This is a genomic window from Acinetobacter sp. DMC2 (assembly GCF_056314305.1).
Map to the genome: position 1 here is coordinate 329,894 of NZ_JBQUYP010000004.1, position 20,082 is coordinate 349,975.

General features: G+C 40.2%; 21 protein-coding genes. All 21 read left to right on the forward strand.

What is annotated here, in order from left to right; translation table 11 throughout:
• Positions 1–184 precede the first annotated feature (184 nt).
• The 21 genes from ACT53H_RS10635 to ACT53H_RS10735 all read left to right on the forward strand — a co-directional run bounded on the left by ACT53H_RS10635 (position 185) and on the right by ACT53H_RS10735 (position 20,082).
• Positions 185–2,368, forward strand: a complete 2,184-nt coding sequence (locus ACT53H_RS10635; RefSeq protein WP_004794726.1) for a carboxy terminal-processing peptidase — start codon at positions 185–187, stop codon at positions 2,366–2,368.
• A gap of 138 nt (positions 2,369–2,506) precedes the next feature.
• A complete protein-coding gene (locus tag ACT53H_RS10640; RefSeq protein WP_476009249.1) occupies positions 2,507–3,796 on the forward strand; it encodes a glycosyltransferase family 4 protein in 1,290 nt (429 codons plus the stop codon).
• 24 nt (positions 3,797–3,820) lie between these two features.
• Positions 3,821–4,372 carry a phosphatase PAP2 family protein gene (locus ACT53H_RS10645; RefSeq protein WP_017388400.1) on the forward strand — a complete coding sequence of 184 codons (552 nt, stop codon included), beginning with the start codon at positions 3,821–3,823 and terminating at the stop codon, positions 4,370–4,372.
• A 99-nt stretch (positions 4,373–4,471) separates the two neighbouring features.
• A complete protein-coding gene (iscX, locus tag ACT53H_RS10650) occupies positions 4,472–4,672 on the forward strand; it encodes a Fe-S cluster assembly protein IscX (protein WP_003654869.1) in 201 nt (66 codons plus the stop codon).
• Between the two features lie 113 nt (positions 4,673–4,785).
• Positions 4,786–5,217, forward strand: coding sequence for a nucleoside-diphosphate kinase (gene ndk / locus ACT53H_RS10655; RefSeq protein WP_003654870.1), 432 nt, complete (start codon positions 4,786–4,788; stop codon positions 5,215–5,217).
• Between the two features lie 123 nt (positions 5,218–5,340).
• Positions 5,341–6,576, forward strand: a complete 1,236-nt coding sequence (gene rlmN, locus ACT53H_RS10660; RefSeq protein ID WP_004794719.1) for a dual-specificity RNA methyltransferase RlmN — start codon at positions 5,341–5,343, stop codon at positions 6,574–6,576.
• Between the two features lie 15 nt (positions 6,577–6,591).
• Positions 6,592–7,392: a type IV pilus biogenesis/stability protein PilW gene (pilW, locus tag ACT53H_RS10665; RefSeq protein WP_216069900.1), complete on the forward strand. Its 801-nt coding sequence runs from the start codon at positions 6,592–6,594 to the stop codon at positions 7,390–7,392.
• Entirely contained in the window at positions 7,383–8,174 is a 792-nt protein-coding gene (locus ACT53H_RS10670) for a helix-turn-helix domain-containing protein (RefSeq protein ID WP_151964001.1), read from the forward strand. Before pilW ends, ACT53H_RS10670 begins: the two co-directional genes overlap by 10 nt.
• 21 nt (positions 8,175–8,195) lie before the next feature.
• Positions 8,196–9,311, forward strand: coding sequence for a flavodoxin-dependent (E)-4-hydroxy-3-methylbut-2-enyl-diphosphate synthase (ispG, locus tag ACT53H_RS10675; RefSeq protein WP_004698760.1), 1,116 nt, complete (start codon positions 8,196–8,198; stop codon positions 9,309–9,311).
• On the forward strand, positions 9,308–10,600 hold the full coding sequence (gene hisS / locus ACT53H_RS10680) for a histidine--tRNA ligase (protein WP_476009209.1): 1,293 nt from the start codon (positions 9,308–9,310) through the stop codon (positions 10,598–10,600). The genes ispG and hisS overlap by 4 nt, the downstream gene beginning before the upstream one ends.
• A gap of 27 nt (positions 10,601–10,627) precedes the next feature.
• On the forward strand, positions 10,628–11,326 hold the full coding sequence (locus ACT53H_RS10685) for a YfgM family protein (RefSeq protein WP_004794712.1): 699 nt from the start codon (positions 10,628–10,630) through the stop codon (positions 11,324–11,326).
• On the forward strand, positions 11,326–12,471 hold the full coding sequence (bamB, locus tag ACT53H_RS10690) for an outer membrane protein assembly factor BamB (protein ID WP_049837905.1): 1,146 nt from the start codon (positions 11,326–11,328) through the stop codon (positions 12,469–12,471). The genes ACT53H_RS10685 and bamB overlap by 1 nt, the downstream gene beginning before the upstream one ends.
• A 187-nt stretch (positions 12,472–12,658) precedes the next feature.
• Positions 12,659–14,068, forward strand: coding sequence for a ribosome biogenesis GTPase Der (der, locus tag ACT53H_RS10695; RefSeq protein ID WP_004794708.1), 1,410 nt, complete (start codon positions 12,659–12,661; stop codon positions 14,066–14,068).
• Between the two features lie 197 nt (positions 14,069–14,265).
• Positions 14,266–14,880, forward strand: coding sequence for a beta-ketoacyl synthase chain length factor (locus tag ACT53H_RS10700; protein WP_476009210.1), 615 nt, complete (start codon positions 14,266–14,268; stop codon positions 14,878–14,880).
• Positions 14,865–15,668 (forward strand): lysophospholipid acyltransferase family protein, encoded by an 804-nt coding sequence (locus ACT53H_RS10705; protein ID WP_104075002.1) that lies wholly within the window; start codon positions 14,865–14,867, stop codon positions 15,666–15,668. Before ACT53H_RS10700 ends, ACT53H_RS10705 begins: the two co-directional genes overlap by 16 nt.
• Position 15,669: 1 nt before the next feature.
• Positions 15,670–15,930 carry a phosphopantetheine-binding protein gene (locus tag ACT53H_RS10710; RefSeq protein WP_000067033.1) on the forward strand — a complete coding sequence of 87 codons (261 nt, stop codon included), beginning with the start codon at positions 15,670–15,672 and terminating at the stop codon, positions 15,928–15,930.
• Positions 15,931–15,935: 5 nt separating this feature from the next.
• Positions 15,936–16,190, forward strand: coding sequence for an acyl carrier protein (locus ACT53H_RS10715; protein ID WP_001987856.1), 255 nt, complete (start codon positions 15,936–15,938; stop codon positions 16,188–16,190).
• On the forward strand, positions 16,187–16,741 hold the full coding sequence (locus tag ACT53H_RS10720; protein WP_111855481.1) for a COG4648 family protein: 555 nt from the start codon (positions 16,187–16,189) through the stop codon (positions 16,739–16,741). The genes ACT53H_RS10715 and ACT53H_RS10720 overlap by 4 nt, the downstream gene beginning before the upstream one ends.
• A gap of 9 nt (positions 16,742–16,750) precedes the next feature.
• On the forward strand, positions 16,751–18,409 hold the full coding sequence (locus ACT53H_RS10725; RefSeq protein ID WP_476009211.1) for an ApeI family dehydratase: 1,659 nt from the start codon (positions 16,751–16,753) through the stop codon (positions 18,407–18,409).
• Between the two features lie 3 nt (positions 18,410–18,412).
• Positions 18,413–19,153, forward strand: a complete 741-nt coding sequence (locus ACT53H_RS10730; protein ID WP_476009212.1) for a glycosyltransferase family 2 protein — start codon at positions 18,413–18,415, stop codon at positions 19,151–19,153.
• Positions 19,154–19,155: 2 nt separating this feature from the next.
• Positions 19,156–20,082 carry an LpxL/LpxP family acyltransferase gene (locus ACT53H_RS10735; RefSeq protein ID WP_476009213.1) on the forward strand — a complete coding sequence of 309 codons (927 nt, stop codon included), beginning with the start codon at positions 19,156–19,158 and terminating at the stop codon, positions 20,080–20,082.

Below are 20,082 nucleotides of genomic sequence, written 5' to 3' on the forward strand. Positions count from 1 at the left end.
CATTTGAATTTTGATTGAAAAACAATAAGCGAATTTTGCAATGTTTTGCTACATTTTGTCAGTACAGAATATGATAAAACTACACGGTATAAACAATTTAGTTGGTTAAGATTTTGAATCTGCTTAGTTCATATCGAAAACAGAGCGTGTAAGATAGGAACACCCAAGGAAGTATTAAAAATTTATGAAACTTCAAACTATAGCTTGTGCAGTAGCGATCGCAACTGGCGGTTTATTCTTCACTCATACGATGAATGAAGCGAGAGCAGCAACCAATACTGCTGTAGTTTCTCAATCGATCCAGCCAACGCAAGAACAGGCTTTGGTGGCTCGCCAACTGGCAACTTTAGTTGATCGCCAACATTATTTAAATATGCGTCTGGATGCGACCACATCAAATCGTATTCTCGATATGTATTTAGATAGTCTTGATCCGGATCACTCACTATTTTTAGACGCTGAAGTTCAAAATTATAAAAAACTATATGGTTCAAATTTTGGTGCTTCTTTAAAAGCGGGAAATTTGACTGGACCATTTGCAATTCATCAGCAATATCGTGAACGCTTAAAACAATTTTATGAGTTCATGTTAGCCGAACTGAAACAGCAGCAAAATTTAAAACAGCCAAATAGTTATATTGAAGTTGATCGTGAAAAAGCGCCGTATTTTAAAACATCGGCTGAGCAACAAAATCACTGGCGTAAAATGTTGGTTTCGCAGTTAATCAACTTAACGATTAGCCGTGAAGAAGAGCAGGCGAAACAAAAAGCGCTTAAAGAAAATCCATCACTTGCTGATGGTCAAGATTTAACTGGTCCAGAAGATTTAACACCAGCTCAGACCTTAACTAAACGTTATACGCGTCAGCTTGAAAGAATTAGTCGTGTGAAAAGCGATGATGTGTTGGATAAAACATTGAACGCCATGTTGGCGACTTATGATCCACACAGTAACTATTACCCGCCAATCGATGCGATAGAATTGAATCGCCAAACCACCTTGCAGCTTGAAGGTATTGGTGTATCGATTCGTCCAGAGCGTGGCAATGAAGATTACACCAAGATTGAAACCATTGTAGAAGGTGGTCCTGCAAGTAAGTCTGGTCAAGTGAAATCGGGAGATCGAATCGTTGGTGTCGCCCAAGAAGGCGAGAAAATGATTGATGTGGTTGGTTGGACAAGTTCTGAAATTGTTGGACTCATTCGTGGTAAGCGCGGAACTAAAGTTACGTTAAAACTTCTTGGTGCTGGCGCATCAATGAGTCAAGCACGTAATGTGACCTTAGTGCGTGATGTGATTCAAGAAGAAGATGCTGGTGTTCGTTCACGTACAGTTGAAGTGACACGTGATGGTAAAAAGCATGTGTTGGGCGTAATTGAAATTCCATCATTCTATTTTGACTATCGTTCACGTCGTGCGGGTCAACAATACCGTTCAGTTTCTGAAGATACGGCCAATGCTTTTGAAGCGTTAAAAGCGAAGAAAGTAGAAGGTATTATTATCGACTTGCGTAATGACCCAGGTGGTTCATTAGAAGAAGTTGCACGTATGCTGGGTCAAGTGATTAAGTCAGGTCCAGTGGTTCAAATTCGTGATGGCAATGGCAACGTAAGTGTTTTTGAAGACAACGATGGTGGTCAGCAAGTTTACACAGGTCCACTCGCTGTAATGGTGAACTTGGCATCGGCATCTGCAAGTGAGATTTACTCTGCTGCAATCCAAGACTATGAGCGCGGTATTATTATTGGTAGCACAACGACTGGTAAGGGTACAGCTCAGGTGCAACTTGATACTCTGGCATACGGTCAAGCGACTTTAACTCAGCGTAAGTTCTACCGTATTACAGGTGGTAGTACACAAAATAAAGGTGTAGTGCCAGACATTAAACTCGTCGATATCTATAACGAAGAGTTTGGTGAGCGTAAATCGAAGAATGCGTTGAAGTGGGACACAATTCCTACTGCACCATTTAAGCGCGAAGGCTCTGTTCAACCTTATGTGGCAAAGTTGTCTCAATTCTCTGAACAACGTGTTGCTAATGATGCCCAGTTTAAATATCTAAATAAACGTACCGCGATTGCCAAAGTTACGAGTGATCAGAAACAAGTGGTACTTGATATTGATAAACGCCGTGCAGAATTACTTGGTTTAGAGAAACAAACTTTAGATGCAGAAAATGAACGCCGTGCTGCAACTGGTCAAAAGCCTTTTGCAAACTGGGAAAGCTATCAAGCTTCATTAGATGCTCTAGCTGAATCTCGCGCTAAAATGAAAGCATCTCAACGCCCTGCATTGCCAGAAGAAGAAACTTTTGTGACTGAAGCTGCAAATGTACTCATGGATTATGCAAAATTGCAAAATCGCTAAGTATTACTAGGTCTTAAGAGAAAAGCATGCTGTTATCAGCGTGCTTTTTTTATTTTTCATGTCAGTAAACTGTCACGCATTTATCATCAAAATGTCAAAAAAGCTGCTTAATATTTAAGCATGAAAATAAATACATTGATGGATGGCGCTATGCAAAGCTCATACGCGACAGCACTATTAAAACAACAGCAACTTCCTGAAAGCTTCCAATTCTTTTTTAAACAAAAGCTGCAGCTATCTAATACGCATTCACTGCATGATTTAGTGCGCCCACGTTTAAAAATTGCGATTGTTACCGAAACTTGGCCACCTGAAATTAATGGCGTGGCACTTTCATTATTACAACTATGCCAAGGTTTACAAAAACAGGGGCATAAGATTTTACTGATTCGTCCAGAGCAAAAAGCAAAATGCCATGACTTTACGCCAGAGCAAGAATGTCTGGTGATGTCGCAGGCAATTCCCAAATATCCGACTTTGCAGTTTGGTTGGCCACAATATTTAAAAGTATCGAAAGCTTTTGAAAAGTTTGTACCGGATGTGGTGCACATTGTGACCGAAGGACCATTAGGTTTAACTGCCATGCAAGCTGCTAAGGCAAAATCTATTCCGGTTTCTAGTGGCTTTCATTCGCCATTTCAAGATTTTAGTCGATTCTTCGATTTGGCTTTTTTGGTTAAACCGATTCAAAAATACCTGTGCTGGTTTCACAACAATACTCAAGTGACTTGTGTGCCAAGTAAAGATACCCAAGAAGCATTACGCGGTTTTGGCATTACTTGCCCGCTGGTTGTTGTTGGACGTGGTGTAGACACAACGAGATTTTCACCAAAGCACCGCTCTGAAAATTTACGAAAGCAATGGGATGCCGATGAGAATACTCGCGTTATGCTTTATGTAGGGCGTTTGTCTCCTGAAAAAGAAGTGCAAGTGCTCATTGATAGTTATGCCAACTTACAAACTGTCCAGCCCCATAAAACGAAATTGGTTATTGTGGGAGATGGCCCGGATTTTGCTCGTTTAAAGTCATTACCTGAAGCGAAGGGTGTTATCTTTACCGGAAGTTTGAGAGGTCAAGATTTGGCGGCTGCCTACGCGAGTGCAGACGTATTCGTATTTGCGAGTCAAGTTGAAACGTTTGGTAACGTAGTTTTAGAGGCAATGGCAAGCGGTTTGCCAGTTATCGCGTATGATTATGCATGTGCACATCAATACTTAACACATGGTGTGAATGGCTGGTTAAGCCCACTTGGACAAAAAAGCCACTTTATACAACAAATTTATCAGCTTCCTTCAGTACAACAACTTAGAGAAATGGGCGTACAAGCCTGTCATAAAGTACAGCAAAGCGGTTGGCAACTTCCGGTTCAGCAATTGGAGCAGGCATTTTATCAGGTAGTGAAGGAGCCCTCGGTGGACTTCACCTAAGTATCCTAAAATAGGAGAATGACCATGAAATTTAAGAATGCAAAAATAAAAATACTTGATTTAGATTTAAGAGGCTGTTTATACCTTAACAATTTCTCTCACTCACAGCGTGTTGCCCTTTTCTTCAAAATCATCAGTCGTGTGGGTGATGGCCCATTTTGGTATCTAATGCTGGCAATCGTGTGGGGGATGCAAGGGATCACCTATAGCCTGCAAATCATCTACTTGTTATTAGGTGGTTCTGTTGGGACTGCGATCTATAAATTTTTAAAACATAAGACAACACGACCTCGTCCTTATCAAGTGCATCAAGTGATTGTGCTTGGTGAAAGACCACTTGATCACTTTAGCTTTCCATCGGGCCATACGCTTCATGCGGTCATGGTGACGATTGTGTTGGGTTATATCCAGCCAGCTTTACTTGCGGCGATGTTTCCTTTCATGGTGCTTGTAGCATTGTCTCGTATGGTACTTGGTCTTCATTACCCAAGTGATGTGATTGTCGGTGCACTCATTGGTGCAGCAGTCGCGAGTATGATTATTTTTATGGCTCCGCTCTTGAACATCGCTTTATAGGCATCGGTAATTTTTATCAGCTTAAGCTATCGATTAGGTTTGTGGATTTGCTAAAGTACACAGTTCGTGATTTAGCAGATTAAACAGATAGGAGCCGCTATGGGCTTACGTTGGACAGATACGATTGATATTGCCATTGAATTGTCAGAAGCACATCCAGAAGTTGATCCGCAATGGATTCGTTTTACCGATTTACATGCATGGGTGTGCGCATTGCCAGACTTCAATGATGACCCAAATAAATCGACAGAAGGATTGCTAGAAGGGATTCAAATGGCCTGGATAGACGAAGTTCGCTAAAAACAGTAGAAAAAATCACAACTTTTACACATTCAAAGCTGATTATTGCCTATGACATCGGTATAATGCGGCAAATTTTTTAATGTTTAAATTTTAAAATAAAGGAGCCACTCATGGCTATTGAACGTACTTTGTCTATCGTAAAACCTGATGCAGTTTCTAAAAACCACATCGGTGATATTTTTGCTCGTTTTGAAAAAGCGGGTTTAAAAATTGTTGCGACTAAAATGAAACACCTTTCTCAAGCTGATGCTGAAGGTTTCTATGCTGAGCATAAAGAACGTGGTTTCTTTGGTGACTTAGTTGCATTCATGACTTCTGGTCCAGTTGTAGTATCTGTTCTTGAAGGCGAAAATGCAGTTCTTGCACACCGTGAAATCTTAGGCGCTACAAACCCTAAAGAAGCTGCTCCTGGCACGATCCGTGCTGACTTTGCTGTAAGCATCGACGAAAACGCTGCTCACGGTTCTGACTCAGTTGCTTCTGCAGAGCGTGAAATTGCTTACTTCTTTGCTGACAACGAGATCTGCCCACGCACTCGTTAATCGAAAGCATTCAAACCAGATAAGTGGTATACTACTTATCTGGTTTTTTTATTCTCTCAAGAGAATATTGTTTGATTCTTGAACAATATCTTCAGTTTTTTGACATGGTTTAGGTAAATACACATGAGTTCTGCAGAGGTCGTTTCATCTGAAAATCTTGATGGACAGCAGCAATCTTCCTCCACGCTGGTCATTCCTGCTGCCGAAAATAAAGTGAATTTACTCGGCATGTCTCGTACTGAATTAGAAAAATTCTTTGAAGATATTGGTGAGAAAAAGTTTCGTGCCGGTCAGGTGATGAAATGGATACATCAATACTTCATTACTGATTTTGCTGAAATGACCAATATTTCAGGGAAGTTGCGTGCGAAGCTTGAACAAATTTGTGAAATCAAAGCTCCTGAAGTGGTTCACCGTCACTATTCAAAAGATGGTACACGTAAGTGGGTTTTTCGTGTGGGCGATGGTGCAGGTTCTTTAGTTGAAACTGTATTAATTCCTGCCGAAGATAAAACAGGCTTGCGTAAGACTTTGTGTATTTCGTCACAAGTCGGTTGTGCATTAGATTGTTCATTTTGTTCAACAGGCAAACAAGGTTTCCAACGTGATTTAACGCCAGATGAAATCATTGGACAACTTTGGATGGCAAACTATTCTTATATGGAAGAAGTGCCCGTTGCCGAGCGCGAGCGTTCAGTGACCAATGTCGTGATGATGGGTATGGGTGAACCATTGCTCAACTATGATGCAGTATTAAGCTCAATGCAGATTATGCTTGATGACTTTGCTTATGGCATGTCTAAGCGTCGTGTGACTTTATCAACATCAGGTGTTGTACCTAAAATTGATCAACTTGCAAAAGACATTGATGTTGCTTTAGCAATTTCTTTACATGCACCAAATGATGAATTACGTAATGAACTAGTGCCAATTAATAAAAAATATCCATTGGCTCAGTTGATTGCAGCATGTCAGCGTTATATTGCCAAAGATGGTAATGAAAGTACGCGTAAACATGTGACTATTGAATATGTGATGTTAGAGGGTGTGAATGATCAGCCTGAACATGCACAACAAATGATTAAATTATTAAAAAACTTACCAAGTAAAATTAATTTAATTCCATTTAACCCGTTCCCGCATGCACCATATGGCCGCTCAAGCCGAAATCGAATTATCTCGTTCCAAAAAACTTTGTCTGATGCTGGATTTGTGTGTACGATTCGTCAAACACGTGGTGATGATATTGATGCTGCATGTGGACAGTTAGTCGGTCAAGTGGCCGATAGAACTCGTCGTGCTGAACAGTGGCAGAAGAAAGTCACACAGCGTCAAGAGATTTTGCGTACACAGGGATAAAATTGAGGGCAGGCTTTGAGTACTCCAAAGTTAAAAACGGTATTATGTATGGGGGTTGCAGTTGCATTTCTGGTAAGTGGTTGCCAGACAACGCATGTGCAAAAGAAAGACCCAGAAAAAGCGGTAAAAGTGCGTACACAACTTGCTGCTGAACATATCCGTTCGGGTGACTTGGATTCAGCAAAGCGAGCTCTTGATCAAGCTTTAAGTGTCGATAACCGCGATGCAATGGCAAATATGATGATGGGCATTCTGCTACAGCAAGAAGGTAGCAAGCCGAACTTAGAAAAAGCAGAACATTACTTTAAACGAGCAATTTCATCTGAACCAGATAATGCTCAAGCACATAATAACTATGGTACTTATTTATACCAAATGGAACGCTATAATGATGCGATCGAGCAATTTCGTATTGCTGGTACAACATTAGGTTATGACCAACGCTATCAGGCGTTAGAAAATCTAGGACGTATTTATTTAAAATTGGGTGATGTTGCGAATGCTGAAAAAACATTCAAACAAGCACTCCTTGCTAACCGCGACTCTTATATTTCAATGTTAGAGTTAGCGGAAATTTTTTATTTGCAGCAGCAGATTCCGGCTGCTACACAAATGTATGAACAATATGTTCATACAGTGGGGCAGAAAAATCAGGGTGCAAGAGCACTTTGGATTGGTGTAAGAGTGGCTCGAGCCAATGCGGATAAAATGGGAATGCAAGTGTTAGTAAACCAGTTACGTGCTTTGTTCCCGGAAAGTCCAGAATATCAACGTTATTTGCAATTACAGTATAGTACTGAGGCCGTATGGAAATAAATCCTAATTCACAGCAGCCAACTGGCTCAAGCTTACCGACTTCTGCTTTAGGAAATATTCAACGTCCTGGTGAGTATTTACGTCAAATTCGAGTTGCTCAGAATAAAGAGTTAGGGCAAGTTTCTTCAGATTTAAACATGCCGGTTAAGACTCTAACTGCTTTAGAGCAAGATGATTACAAGTCATTGCCAGAAGCGACTTTTATCAAGGGTTATTACCGTTCATATGCAAAATATTTAAATACAGATGCGACGGCAATTATTCAGCGCTTTGATGAAATTTATGCAAATGATACCGGGCTTTTACCGAACCATGCCTTAAATAATTCACCGATTAAAATCATGGGTAAACTCCCTGGTTCTAATAGTGACCGTAATAAGAAATGGTTGAAGCGAGCACTTCTTGCAGTCGTGATTATTGCCGTTGTGTCATTGATTGTCATGGGTATTCAAAAATGGACTTCTAAGAAAGAAGATGCTGATTTACCTAAAGTAAATCAATCTAGTGTTGAAGTTTTACCTATGAAAGGAAATGCCACATCAACAGTGGGTGATCAATTGGTGCTAAACTTTAACCGTCCAACGTCTGTTCATATTGTTGATGCAACAGGTAAAGTTTTGGCGACAGGCCGTCAGTCATCAACTTTAAACTTAAATGGCGAGTCTCCATTTCAGATTCGTCTTGATGATGCAACTGCCGTGTCATTAAGTTTAAACCAAGAACAGATTTCATTGTCTCCATATACGGTAAACGGTAAAGCTGAATTCCGTTTATCCCGCTAATACCATGAGTTGAGCGATACAATGATAGAGAACCCAATTAAACGTCGACCAACACGCAAAATTCGTGTTGGGTCGGTGTATGTCGGTGGCGATGCACCTATTAGTGTGCAAAGTATGACAAACACCGAAACTTGCGATGTTGATGCAACCGTTGCTCAGATTGAGCGTTGCGTTGATGCAGGTGCTGATATTATGCGTGTTTCGGTCCCATCTATGGAGGCTGCTGAGGCATTTGGCGCAATTCGTAAGCGCGTTTCAGTACCATTAGTTGCCGATATTCATTTTGACCATAGAATTGCCTTAGCAGTTGCAGATTATGGTGCAGACTGTTTGCGTATTAATCCGGGTAATATCGGGTCAGACCAGAAAGTTCGCGAGGTCGTTGCTGCGGCACGTCACCATGGTATTTCAATGCGTATTGGTGTGAATGCGGGTTCTCTAGAAAAAGATTTACAGAAAAAATATGGCGAGCCTACTGGGCAAGCACTTCTTGAATCAGCTTTACGTCACATTGATATTTTAGACCGCCTCGATTTCCATGAGTTTAAAGTTAGTGTAAAAGCCTCAAATGTGTTTTTAACCATGGATGCTTACCGCTTGCTTTCTCAGCAAATTGATAATCCATTACACCTTGGTGTTACCGAAGCGGGTATTTACCGTACGGGTACTGTGAAATCAGCGATTGCCCTTGGCGGATTATTGATGGAAGGTATTGGCGATACAATGCGTATTTCGCTTGCTGCCGAACCAGAAGATGAAATCAAGATAGGTTTTGATATCTTAAAATCGCTTGGTCTACGCTCTAACGGGATTAACTTCATTGCGTGTCCGAGTTGTTCGCGCCAAGAATTTAACGTTATTCAAGTGATGCAAGCTTTGGAAGAACGTTTAGAAGATATTCGTACTCCAATGGATGTGTCAGTGATTGGTTGTAAGGTAAATGGCCCGGGTGAAGCAAAAGAAGCTGATATCGGGGTTGTTGGGGCTGCGCCTCGCTCACTGGTTTATCGTAATGGTGAGAAAAGCCATTTAATCGATACCGATCAATTGGTTGATGAAATCGAAACAATGGTTCGTCAACGTGTCCAAGAGCTTGAAGAAGCTAAATCTAAAGAAATTATTCGTAGTTCATCATGAGTTCAATTGTCGCAATCAAAGGTTTTAATGACGTCTTGCCAACGCAAACAGTAGCGTGGAGACGTCTTGAGCAACATTTAGCATCTTTAATGGATGCTTATGGGTATCAGCAAATTCGTTTACCAATCGTTGAGCAAACGGGCTTGTTTAAACGTGCTATTGGTGATGCCACTGATATTGTTGAAAAAGAAATGTACACCTTTTTCGACAAAGGTAACCCACCAGAGTCATTAACCTTACGACCGGAAGGTACAGCTGGCTGTGTTCGTGCGTTGGTTGAACATAATTTGTTGCGCGGCGCTACGCCACGCGTGTGGTATATGGGACCTATGTTCCGTTATGAAAAACCACAAAAAGGGCGTTACCGTCAGTTCCATCAGTTTGGTGTGGAAACTTTTGGTGTTGCGACTCCTGACATTGATGCTGAATTGATTATGTTGACAGCTCGCTTATGGAAACGTATGGGCGTTGCTGATAAGGTTCAGCTTGAGTTGAATACTTTAGGCGAAACTGATGAGCGTACAGAGTATCGCAATGCATTAGTTGCTTTTTTAAATGAGCATAAAGATGCGTTGGATGAAGATTCGCAGCGTCGCTTAACAACAAATCCATTACGCATTTTAGATTCTAAAATTGAATCTACTCAGAAAATTCTGGAAAATGCGCCGAAATTGCATGATTTCTTAAAAGAAGATAGTTTGGATCATTTTAAGCAGTTACAAGATTATTTGACTGCTGCTGGTATCCAGTTTGTAATTAACCAGAAGTTGGTGCGTGGTCTAGACTATTACAACAAGACTGTTTTTGAATGGACGACTACAGCACTTGGTTCGCAAGGCACAGTATGTGCTGGTGGGCGCTACGACGGTTTAGTTGGCCAATTAAAAGGTAAGCCAGATCAATCTGTACCAGCTGTTGGTTTTGCAATGGGTATGGAGCGTTTATTGCTTCTGCTTGAGCAAGTTGAACAAGCTGAAGTTATTCGTGATTGTGAAGTTTTCTTGGTTGCAGAACCTGCTTATCAAACAAATGCTTTGATTTTAGCGGAACAATTACGTGACCAGTTAGAAGCTACAAATAGCAGTATTCGCATCAAAACAGGTTCACAAGGCAGCATGAAAAGCCAGATGAAAAAAGCTGATCAGGCTGGAGCAATCTTTGCTTTGATTTTAGGGGAACGAGAGTGGGAAGCACAGCAGCTTGCTATTAAAGAGTTAGCAACAGCTGAACAGTCACAAGTCGCAATTGCTGACCTCGTACCATTTTTAATCCAAAAATTTACAAAATAAACTGAACATCTGGAAAAGGACAATCACATGAGCTTAAGTGATGAAGAACAATTCGACAGCTTAAAGTCGTTCGCCAAAAAATATGGTTCTGCCATGATTAGCGGAATTCTCATTGCGTTGATTGCCTTTTTTGGGTGGACATACTGGCAAAAAAAGAATCTGGCAACTAGTCAGGTAGAAACTGCAAAAGTACAGCAGTTAATGGATGAGGCAAATGCGAGTGCCGATAATCCGAATGCTTTAAGTTCAGTAACTGCATCAGCTGATAAAATTGTAAAAGATGATATCGACTCTGTTCAGGCTATACAGACTCAGTTTGTATTAGCAAAATTAGCCTATGAAAAACAAGATTATGCTGCTGCTGAAAAAGCCTTAAAGAAAGTTGAAAATTCAAAAGTTAAAGATGAAGGTTTGATTCAGGTTGTAAAATTGCGTTTAGCAGATGCACAATTGGCGCAAAACAAATATGATGAAGCACTAAAAACTCTGTCTGGTAACGTCGATCCTGCGTTTAAAGCAACGGTAGAAGAGTTACGTGGTGATATCTTTGTTGCTAAGAAAGATGTTGATTCTGCTAAAAAAGCGTATCAGGCAGCTTGGAATTCGTTACTAGAACGTAAACAAGAGCGACAAATTTTACAAATTAAACTCGAAAGTGTTGGCGTTTTAGTTGAAGATCCACAGATTGAGCGCCCAATTTTGGAAACACAGGTGGAAGAGTCTTAATGAATCAGAAATTCAAACTGCCTTTGGCAATTGCAATCGCATCGGCTGTACTGGTGGGATGTTCTAGTAATAAAGTAAAAGAAGTTAAACCTAATCCTCTACCGAAATTGACCGAGTCGAAAAAGACCTTAACGCCAGTGTTTTCGCGTAGTGTTTCTTCTACTGATAAAGCTGATCCATTACGTTTGCAACTTGATGCAAACGATGGTGTGGTTTTTACTCTTGATCCAAAAGGTGAAGTCGCTGCATATCGTGGTAAACAACGCATTTGGGAAAAGAAAGTCAGCAAATTAGGCTTGAGTTCTGGTGTTGAAGCTGCTGAAGGAATTGTTGTTGTTGGTAACAGTAAAGGTCAACTCTTTGCACTAGATCAGGCAACAGGCGAACAGAAGTGGACTGCACAGTTATCTGGCGCATTGTTAAGCCCGTCATTGGTTCAATCTGGACGTGTTATTACCATTGCGAATGATGGTACTGTATTTGCGCATGATGCTACTTCAGGCCAACAAGTTTGGGCTTATAAGTTACCGAATGTCCAATTTAGTTTGCGTGGTCAGGCATCACCAGTGAGCCTTGATCCTCGTACTGTATTAATTGCTTCTGCGAATGCATATGTTTATGCAATTGATACCATTAGTGGTATTCCACGTTTCCAACGTCGTGTTGCGGTAAGTGAAGGTCGTTCTGATATTCAACGTTTAATTGATATCGATGGTGATCCTACTGTAGCTGGACAGTTTATGGTAACGACCAGTTTCCAAGGTCAAGTGACTGTAACCGATCTTGCTTCTCAACGTGTCGTTTGGAGTGAAGATTCGAGCAGTACTAAACGTCCAGAAGTTTATGACAATAAAGTATTTGTCTCTTCAACAGATGGTAAGTTAACAGCTTACGATTTAGCATCTGGTGAAAAAATCTGGGAAAATGATAGTTTGTTAAACCGTCATTTAAGTAATCCAGTTGTGCTAGGACAAGATCTTGTTGTAGGTGATTTAGATGGCGTATTACATCTTGTTGAACCAACAACAGGTAAGTTAATTGGTCGTTCAAAAACAAGTGGAGAAGTTAACACATTGCGTGTTATCGAGAATCAACTTTATGTTTCGACCCGAAAAGGTGATTTAAGTATTTGGCAGAATCGTTAATTTCGTTTGCTTGTGCTAAAATAAGCGCTTAACAAATTATGCTGTTAAAAATATCGGGGTGTTTGAATTAAATCAGTTCAAAGCCCCGTCTTTTATTATGGTCATCTCTGACCTTAAAATATATCTCCTGTACTGTTTTTAATGCTCATGCCATGAAATATGGCTGGTCTTGAATTAAGGTTATTGTATGAAACCCGTTATTGCGCTCATTGGTCGTCCGAATGTCGGAAAATCAACGTTATTTAACCAGATTACCAAGAGTCGTGATGCACTTGTAGCCGACTTCGCGGGCCTGACTCGTGACCGTAAATATGGTGATGCGACTTATCAGAATAAGTCTTTCATTGTCGTTGATACTGGCGGTATTGGGGAAAATGAGGGCGGTATTGATAACTACATGGCCGAGCAGTCAAAAACGGCAATTAATGAAGCAGATATCATTATTTTTGTGGTTGATGCTCGTGCTGGTTTATTGGCTTCAGATGAGCAAATTGCCCGTGAACTACGTACTTTGGGCAAGAAAATTTATCTTGTTGCAAACAAGGTAGATGGTGTTCATGCAGAAGCGGCTTTGGTTGAATTCTACAAACTTGGTATGGGTGAACCTTTACAAGTTGCTGCCAGCCATGGTCGTGGCGTGCAGCAAATGCTTGAAGATGTTCTTGAGAATGTTCCTGAAGACGAAAGCGAAGAAGAACATGACAAAGCAACAGGTTTACGCTTAGCTATTATTGGTCGTCCAAACGTTGGTAAATCTACCTTGGTCAATCGATTACTTGGCGAAGATCGTGTAGTAGCATTTGACCAACCTGGTACAACCCGCGATTCGATTTATATTCCTTTTGAACGTGATGGTCGTCAATACACATTAATTGACACAGCTGGTGTGCGTCGTAAGGGTAAAGTAGAAGAAATGATTGAGAAATTCTCAATTGTGAAAACGCTACAAGCCATTAAAGACGCACATGTGGTTGTGGTAGTTCTCGATGCTCGTGAAGGAGTTGTTGAGCAAGATTTGCATTTAATTGGTTACGCACTTGAAGCTGGGCGTGCCATGATGATCGCTATTAATAAATGGGATAACATGACCGAATATGATCGCAAACAATGTAAATTGGATGTTGATCGTCGTTTTGACTTTATTCCATGGGCGAAAGTACACCTTATTTCTGCATTGCATGGTACGGGTGTAGGGGATATGTATCCAACTATTCACCGTGCTTATGATTCATCGCATTTAAAAGTTTCACCTGCGAAATTAACCCAAATCTTGAATGATGCTACAGATGCACATCAACCGCCAATGGTGAGTGGAAAACGTATTAAAATGCGTTACGCGCATATGGGTGGACAGAACCCACCAACGATTGTGATCCATGGTAATAAGGTTGATAAGACTCCTGCGGATTATCGTCGTTACTTAGAAAACGTGTTCCGTAAAGTATATAAACTTGAAGGTACACCAGTTCGTATTGACTTTAAAACTTCTGAAAACCCGTTTGAAGGTCGTAAGAGTCAAATTGATGAACGTACTGCTGCGCGTCGTCGTCGCTACATTCAGAAATTTAAAAAAGCAGAGAAAAAATTTAATCGTTAAGCTTTTTAACGTTCAAAAACCCAAAGTTTTCTTTGGGTTTTTTATTGCAAATAAATGAGCACATTCCAAGAGTTATGAAAAAGTGTGAGTAATAAACGTAATTTTTTGTAAATTTTATAACGAATGCTATAATCAGCATCTTTATAAAATAATTTATATTTCGACAGAATAACGTGGCTTAGGGTTCATTTTTTAGCATGGTAACATTACATCTTGCTCAGCTTATATTTACACATGCTCAGCCCTCGTACGCAGCTCTCGACTGCATCCCTGCGATGCAGCGCAGACGCTTATCGCCCTTAGCTAAACTTGCTTTAAATAGCGCGATCGGTGCATTAGATGGTAATAAAGCTGATTATATTGTTTGGGTGTCAAAGTATGGTGATGAGGCCAAAACTTTAAATATCTTAAAAGATGTTTTAAATGAGCAAACGCCATCGCCTACACAATTTTCAACGTCTGTTCATAATGCAATTTCTGGGCTTTATTCTATTTTATGTCAGGATGATACTCCCTCTACAAGCTTAAGCTGTTCATGGACTGAAAGTTTGATTGAGGCGTATGCACTTTTAAAGTCGATGACTGATATCAAGCGGGTTTTAGTCGTTGCTTATGATGAGCCATTACCTAATATTTATGCTGAGGCAGTCGATTTTTCTGCCTATACAATGGCTGCTGTCGTTACTCTAGAGCAACCTAATTTACAAATTACTGCGTGGATGCATACAGATGAAGCAGATGCTCCTGCTTTTGCTCATTTTTGGCAGGATGCTGACCAGTTAACATCTGCATTTGGGTGGAACAAATGCTAAATCTTAAAAACCTCAAGCAAAAAAGTAATTATTGCTGGCGTGTGGCTGCTACTGGTTTTAGTTTTGCCAGTTTTGGGCTGGGTGGTATGGCCATTGCCTCAGTGATTGCACCAGTACTAAATGCGACAACTTCTGACTCTGAAGAGCGTCAGCAGCGTGCACAAAATGTGATTAAACATAGTTTCAAAGGCTTTACCGAAATGATGGTCAAACTTGGCATCATGACTTATTCGGTAGAAGGCTTGGAAAAGCTACAAAATAGTCGTCAAGAGTTGGTGATTGCCAATCATCCGACTTTGATTGATGTTGTAGTACTAATTGGTATGATGCAGCAGGCTAATTGTGTTGTGAAGCAGTCTCTTTGGTCGAACCCATTTACCAAAGGACCCGTACAAAGCGCAGGCTATATTTTAAATGCAGGTTCTCAGCAGTTTGTTGAAGACTGTGTAAAGCGTCTAAAAGAAAACAATGCGGCTTCTCTTTTAATTTTTCCGGAAGGAACGCGCACTGAAAAAGGGATGACCCTAAATGAGTTTCAGCGAGGCGCAGCCAATATTGCCATTCGCGCAAATGTACCAATTCGTCCAGTAATTATTACCTGCACACCATCTACATTAACCAAGAATGAAAAATGGTATCACGTACCATCTCAACCATTTCATATCGAGGTTAAGGTTTTAGATGCGGTACAGGTATCAGATTTGTTAGACGATTTAACAGTAGGACCTAAACAAGTTCGTCAGTTAAGTCGTAGTTTTTATAAAATTTTTGATGAAGAGTTATCTTGAAATGAGCAATCTTGCTGATGAACTAAAGCAAATGATTATTGATGTTTTGGCACTTGAAGATATCACTATTGCGGATATTGATACAGAAGCGCCACTATTTGGAGAAGGTTTAGGATTAGACTCGATTGATGCACTTGAGTTGGGACTAGCTTTGAAAAAGCGTTACAACATTCATTTAAATGCAGAGTCGGATGAAACCAAACAGCATTTTAAATCAATCCAGAGTTTGGTTGCTTTAGTTGAAGCACAACAGAAGTCATAAGGAGCGTGATGATGTTATCTCAAGAGCAAGTATTAACTAAACTCCGTGAATGGATGGAAGATTTGTTTGAAATTGAACCAGAGACTGTTCAACTCGATTCGAACCTTTATTCTGATCTTGATGTCGACAGTATTGATGCGGTTGATTTAGTTGTAAAAATTAAAGAGTTAACAGGTAAGCAAGTAAAGCCTGAAGACTTTAAAAATGTGAGAACCGTACTTGATGTTGTGACGGTTATTCAGAACATGACTGCTGAATGAAGTTTATTCTTAAAGGGATAGTTGCAGCACTTTTTGTGCTGTATCCCTTTATTGTGGGTTGGAGTTTGACACACGGTCAATTTATTTGGGTAAGTCTATTACTCATCGGGCTGGGTGTCGTCAGACTTTTTGGCAAAGGTAACTCTTTATTATGGCCTTTAACCGGTTTTGCTATTGTTTGTGGCAGTCTGAGCTTATTGTCACATAATCATGCGTGGTTAAAGTTATATCCAGTTGGTATGAGTTTAGGCGCATTAATTATTTTTTCGCTGACACTCATTAAGCCGCCGTCTATGATTGAACGCTTTGCCCGACTCGTTGAACCTGATTTACCTGATTCTGGGGTGCAGTGGACCAGACAGGTGACTAAAGTTTGGTGTGTTTTCTTTTTTTGTAATGCACTGATCGCGTTAAGCACTGTGCTTTTTACCTCAACTCAGGTTTGGGTCATTTATAATGGCTTTATTTCTTATGTGCTGATGGGCATTTTGTTCCTTGGTGAATTTATTTTGCGTAAGCGACATCAGCGTTTACATTCTTCAAATCATTAATTAAAAACTATGTATTGCCATTTTCAGAAATTCATCGATTCAGCTCAGCCACTTTGTATAGATGGTGCTCTGCACTCGACCAGTTTTAATTACTTTTGGCAGGATGTGGCCTTACAAGCTGCTGCAATTGCTCAAATGGAAAATCTAACTTGGGCTTTATGGGAAGCAGATAGCTATGAATTTCTGGTTTTATTCTTTGCTGCTTTGCTAGCGAAAAAACAAGTACTTTTACCACCAAATCGAGTACGTGAACTAGAACAAGATTTTGCAGCACAGCAGGTTTATTTTTTAAAGCGCCAAAATACTGAAAAAGTTGTTCCTTCATTTTTAACCTTAGACGATGTTTTTTTAGAGCAGGCGCAACTCTATTTTTATACATCAGGTTCAACAGGGGAACCTAAAAAAATTCCCAGAACACTCAAACAATTACTCAACGAAGTCCAAGGGTTAAGTCAAAGCTTTAGTTTTGATGAACATGCAATTGCGATTGCAACGGTTAGTCATCAACATATTTATGGATTACTGTTTAAATTACTGCTACCACTTGCTACTGGTCGAAGTTTTTATGTGCCTCAAATGGCATTCCCAGAAGATGTGGTACAAGCTCAAAAACAATTAGAAACGTTGGGATTAAGCAATTATTTGATCTCAAGTCCTGCATTATTAAAACGTTGGACAACCGATGTCGTTTTACAACACTGTCAAATGGTCTTTAGTTCTGGTGGTAAGCTAGAAAGTGGTGTTCGCCCTTTCTTAAATCGTCCGATTATTGAAGTTTTGGGAAGTTCAGAAACTGGTGGTATTGCCCATCGTGCTAAAGATGAAGATGTTTGGACTGCATTTAGTAATGTGGCTATTCGGATTGAAGACCAACAGCTTATGGTTAAGAGTAATCACGCCTTTGAGAATGATTGGATTAGCACAGGTGATGGCGCAGCATGGACAGATGAAACGTGGCAGACCTTTAAGTTAATGGGGCGTACAGATCGAATTGTCAAACTTGAAGAAAAGCGTTTGAGTCTAGACGCGATTGAGCAAAGTATTCAGGCTCTAGATGTCGTAAAACACTGTCATGTATTGGTACTTGAGCATGAGCAACGTCAAATATTGGGTTGTATTGTTGTTCTGACAGAACAAACTCGTGAGCAGTTACAACAGCAAGGTAAGCCAGCTTTTGTCAGCCATTTAAAACAACAATTAAAAGACAGTTTGGAAACGATCGCGATTCCTCGTCAATGGCGTTTCCTCAGCCAGTTACCACAAAATACTCAGTCCAAACTCAATAAAAACTATTTGAAAACTCTATTTAAGCCTATCTTACAACCCGTGGTGCTGTCACAGTCTCAAAATTCAGATGACTATATTTGGGAGTTAGAGTTTCCACCTGAGTTAGCTTGTTTTAAAGGACATTTCCCAACACAACCGATTTATCCTGGGGTTGGGCAAATAGGCTTTTTACAACATTTTGCTAAATCAATTTGGTCTGATTTGAGCTGGTGTCAAGGATATGAGCAGTTAAAATTTCAAAACCTGATTCGTCCGTATGCCGTGGTACAACTCAAGCTTGCTCGAAAAGAGCACAAAGTGAGTTTTGAACTACGTGATTCAGAACAGATTCTGGCTTCAGGGCGACTATTATTTGCCTTGCAAACAGAAGTAGAGGATTAAAAAATGCAGTCCAATTACGGCTTTGTTGTTCCGGTTTATAATCATCCACATTATTTGGCAGATTTGATTTCTTATCTGGACAGTTTTGATCTACCGATTGTGTTGGTTAATGATGGAAGTGACGATGCTTGTAGCCAAATTTTAAAAGCATTGGCAGAGCAATATTTTCAAATTCATCTTATTGAGCATGATGTGAATAAGGGTAAAGGACAAGCCGTAATAACTGGTTTACGTGTAGCCTATGAGCTTGGTTTAAGCCATGCATTACAACTCGATTCAGATGGTCAACACTGCTGGGATGATATTCCAAAATTTATTGAGCAGTCTCGACAAAATCCAGATGCAATGGTAATTGGTCAGCCATATTTTGATGCCTCTATTCCTAAAAAACGCTTATATGGCCGTTACATTACCCACTTTTGGGTGTGGTTAAATAGTTTGTCTTTTGAAATTAAAGACAGTATGTGCGGATTTCGTGTGTATCCACTTGAGAGCACAGTAAAGGTGTTAAATAGTGCTAAATTTCAGCCACGTATGGGTTTTGATAGTGAAATTTTAGTACGTTTAAAATGGGAAAATACCCCTTTTATTAATGTACCAACACCTGTGGTTTATCCAGAGCAGGGGATTTCTCATTTTCATGCTTGGCGAGATAACTTAGGGCTAAGCAAAGCGCATGCAACTTTGTTTATGGGCATGTTGATTCGCTTACCGAAGCTATTAAAACAAAAGCTGCAAGGTTGACTATGACAGATTCAGCTTCACCAAAATGGAACGACATTAAAGAGCGAGGCGGTATGTTGCCCCTTATGCTGATGTTATGGTTTTACCGTTTTGGTGGACGTTGGTTATGCAAGTTGGTGATGTACTTCGTTATTATGTGGTACTGGTTATTTGCTACCACAGCAAGACAGGCTTCCTTACTTTATTTACAAAAACTGCATCATTTTGCTGGATCACAGTCGCCGTTTAATCACCAACCAAATTGGACAAATAGCTACGCGCATTTCATGCAATTTGGCGAATGTATTTTAGATAAGATTGAGGGCTGGCTAGGCAATATTCCCGAGCAGGAGCTACAAGTTTTTGGACATGAAAACTTCTCTCAGCATTATCAAAAAGGTGCTCTGATTGTTGTCTCTCACTTCGGCAATATTGAATTGCTTCGAGCAATTAAGTCAGAGCATCCACAGAAAATTAATGTGCTGGTTTACCAAAAGCACGCGACCAAATTTAATGAGTTTTTGAAAAAAATAAATGATAAGGCAGATGTGTGTCTTTTATCAGTTGATGAGCTGGGTATTGAAACTGCAATGCTATTGCAAGACAAGATGCAACAAGGTGAGTGGGTCATTGTGGCGGCAGATCGAGTGCCTGTGCAGTCAGATCGTGTACAGCATGTTGATTTTTTAGGGGAGTCAGCAGCTTTCCCACAAGGTGCATGGATTTTAGCAAATTTACTCAAAGTGCCTGTTATTGCGGTGTTTTGCTATCGGGTGCAACAGCAGTTTCAAGTGCATATCCATTCAATTGCTGAGCAGATAAATTTACCTCGTGCTAACCGTATTGAAAGTATGCAAACCATCACTAAAACATATGTTGCCGTACTAGAACAGCATTGTCTGCGTGCCCCTTATCAATGGTTTAATTTTTATAATTTTTGGACGAAATAA

Excerpts from the sequence above, each read along its gene's own strand:
- ACT53H_RS10635 (WP_004794726.1), top strand. The coding sequence starts at position 185 with ATGAAACTTCAAACTATAGCTTGTGCAGTAGCGATCGCAACTGGCGGT.
- ACT53H_RS10640 (WP_476009249.1), top strand. The coding sequence starts at position 2,507 with ATGGATGGCGCTATGCAAAGCTCATACGCGACAGCACTATTAAAACAA.
- ACT53H_RS10645 (WP_017388400.1), top strand. The coding sequence starts at position 3,821 with ATGAAATTTAAGAATGCAAAAATAAAAATACTTGATTTAGATTTAAGA.
- iscX (WP_003654869.1), top strand. The coding sequence starts at position 4,472 with ATGGGCTTACGTTGGACAGATACGATTGATATTGCCATTGAATTGTCA.
- ndk (WP_003654870.1), top strand. The coding sequence starts at position 4,786 with ATGGCTATTGAACGTACTTTGTCTATCGTAAAACCTGATGCAGTTTCT.
- rlmN (WP_004794719.1), top strand. The coding sequence starts at position 5,341 with ATGAGTTCTGCAGAGGTCGTTTCATCTGAAAATCTTGATGGACAGCAG.
- ACT53H_RS10670 (WP_151964001.1), top strand. The coding sequence starts at position 7,383 with ATGGAAATAAATCCTAATTCACAGCAGCCAACTGGCTCAAGCTTACCG.
- ispG (WP_004698760.1), top strand. The coding sequence starts at position 8,196 with ATGATAGAGAACCCAATTAAACGTCGACCAACACGCAAAATTCGTGTT.
- hisS (WP_476009209.1), top strand. The coding sequence starts at position 9,308 with ATGAGTTCAATTGTCGCAATCAAAGGTTTTAATGACGTCTTGCCAACG.
- ACT53H_RS10685 (WP_004794712.1), top strand. The coding sequence starts at position 10,628 with ATGAGCTTAAGTGATGAAGAACAATTCGACAGCTTAAAGTCGTTCGCC.
- bamB (WP_049837905.1), top strand. The coding sequence starts at position 11,326 with ATGAATCAGAAATTCAAACTGCCTTTGGCAATTGCAATCGCATCGGCT.
- der (WP_004794708.1), top strand. The coding sequence starts at position 12,659 with ATGAAACCCGTTATTGCGCTCATTGGTCGTCCGAATGTCGGAAAATCA.
- ACT53H_RS10700 (WP_476009210.1), top strand. The coding sequence starts at position 14,266 with ATGGTAACATTACATCTTGCTCAGCTTATATTTACACATGCTCAGCCC.
- ACT53H_RS10710 (WP_000067033.1), top strand. The coding sequence starts at position 15,670 with ATGAGCAATCTTGCTGATGAACTAAAGCAAATGATTATTGATGTTTTG.
- ACT53H_RS10720 (WP_111855481.1), top strand. The coding sequence starts at position 16,187 with ATGAAGTTTATTCTTAAAGGGATAGTTGCAGCACTTTTTGTGCTGTAT.
- ACT53H_RS10725 (WP_476009211.1), top strand. The coding sequence starts at position 16,751 with ATGTATTGCCATTTTCAGAAATTCATCGATTCAGCTCAGCCACTTTGT.
- ACT53H_RS10730 (WP_476009212.1), top strand. The coding sequence starts at position 18,413 with ATGCAGTCCAATTACGGCTTTGTTGTTCCGGTTTATAATCATCCACAT.
- ACT53H_RS10735 (WP_476009213.1), top strand. The coding sequence starts at position 19,156 with ATGACAGATTCAGCTTCACCAAAATGGAACGACATTAAAGAGCGAGGC.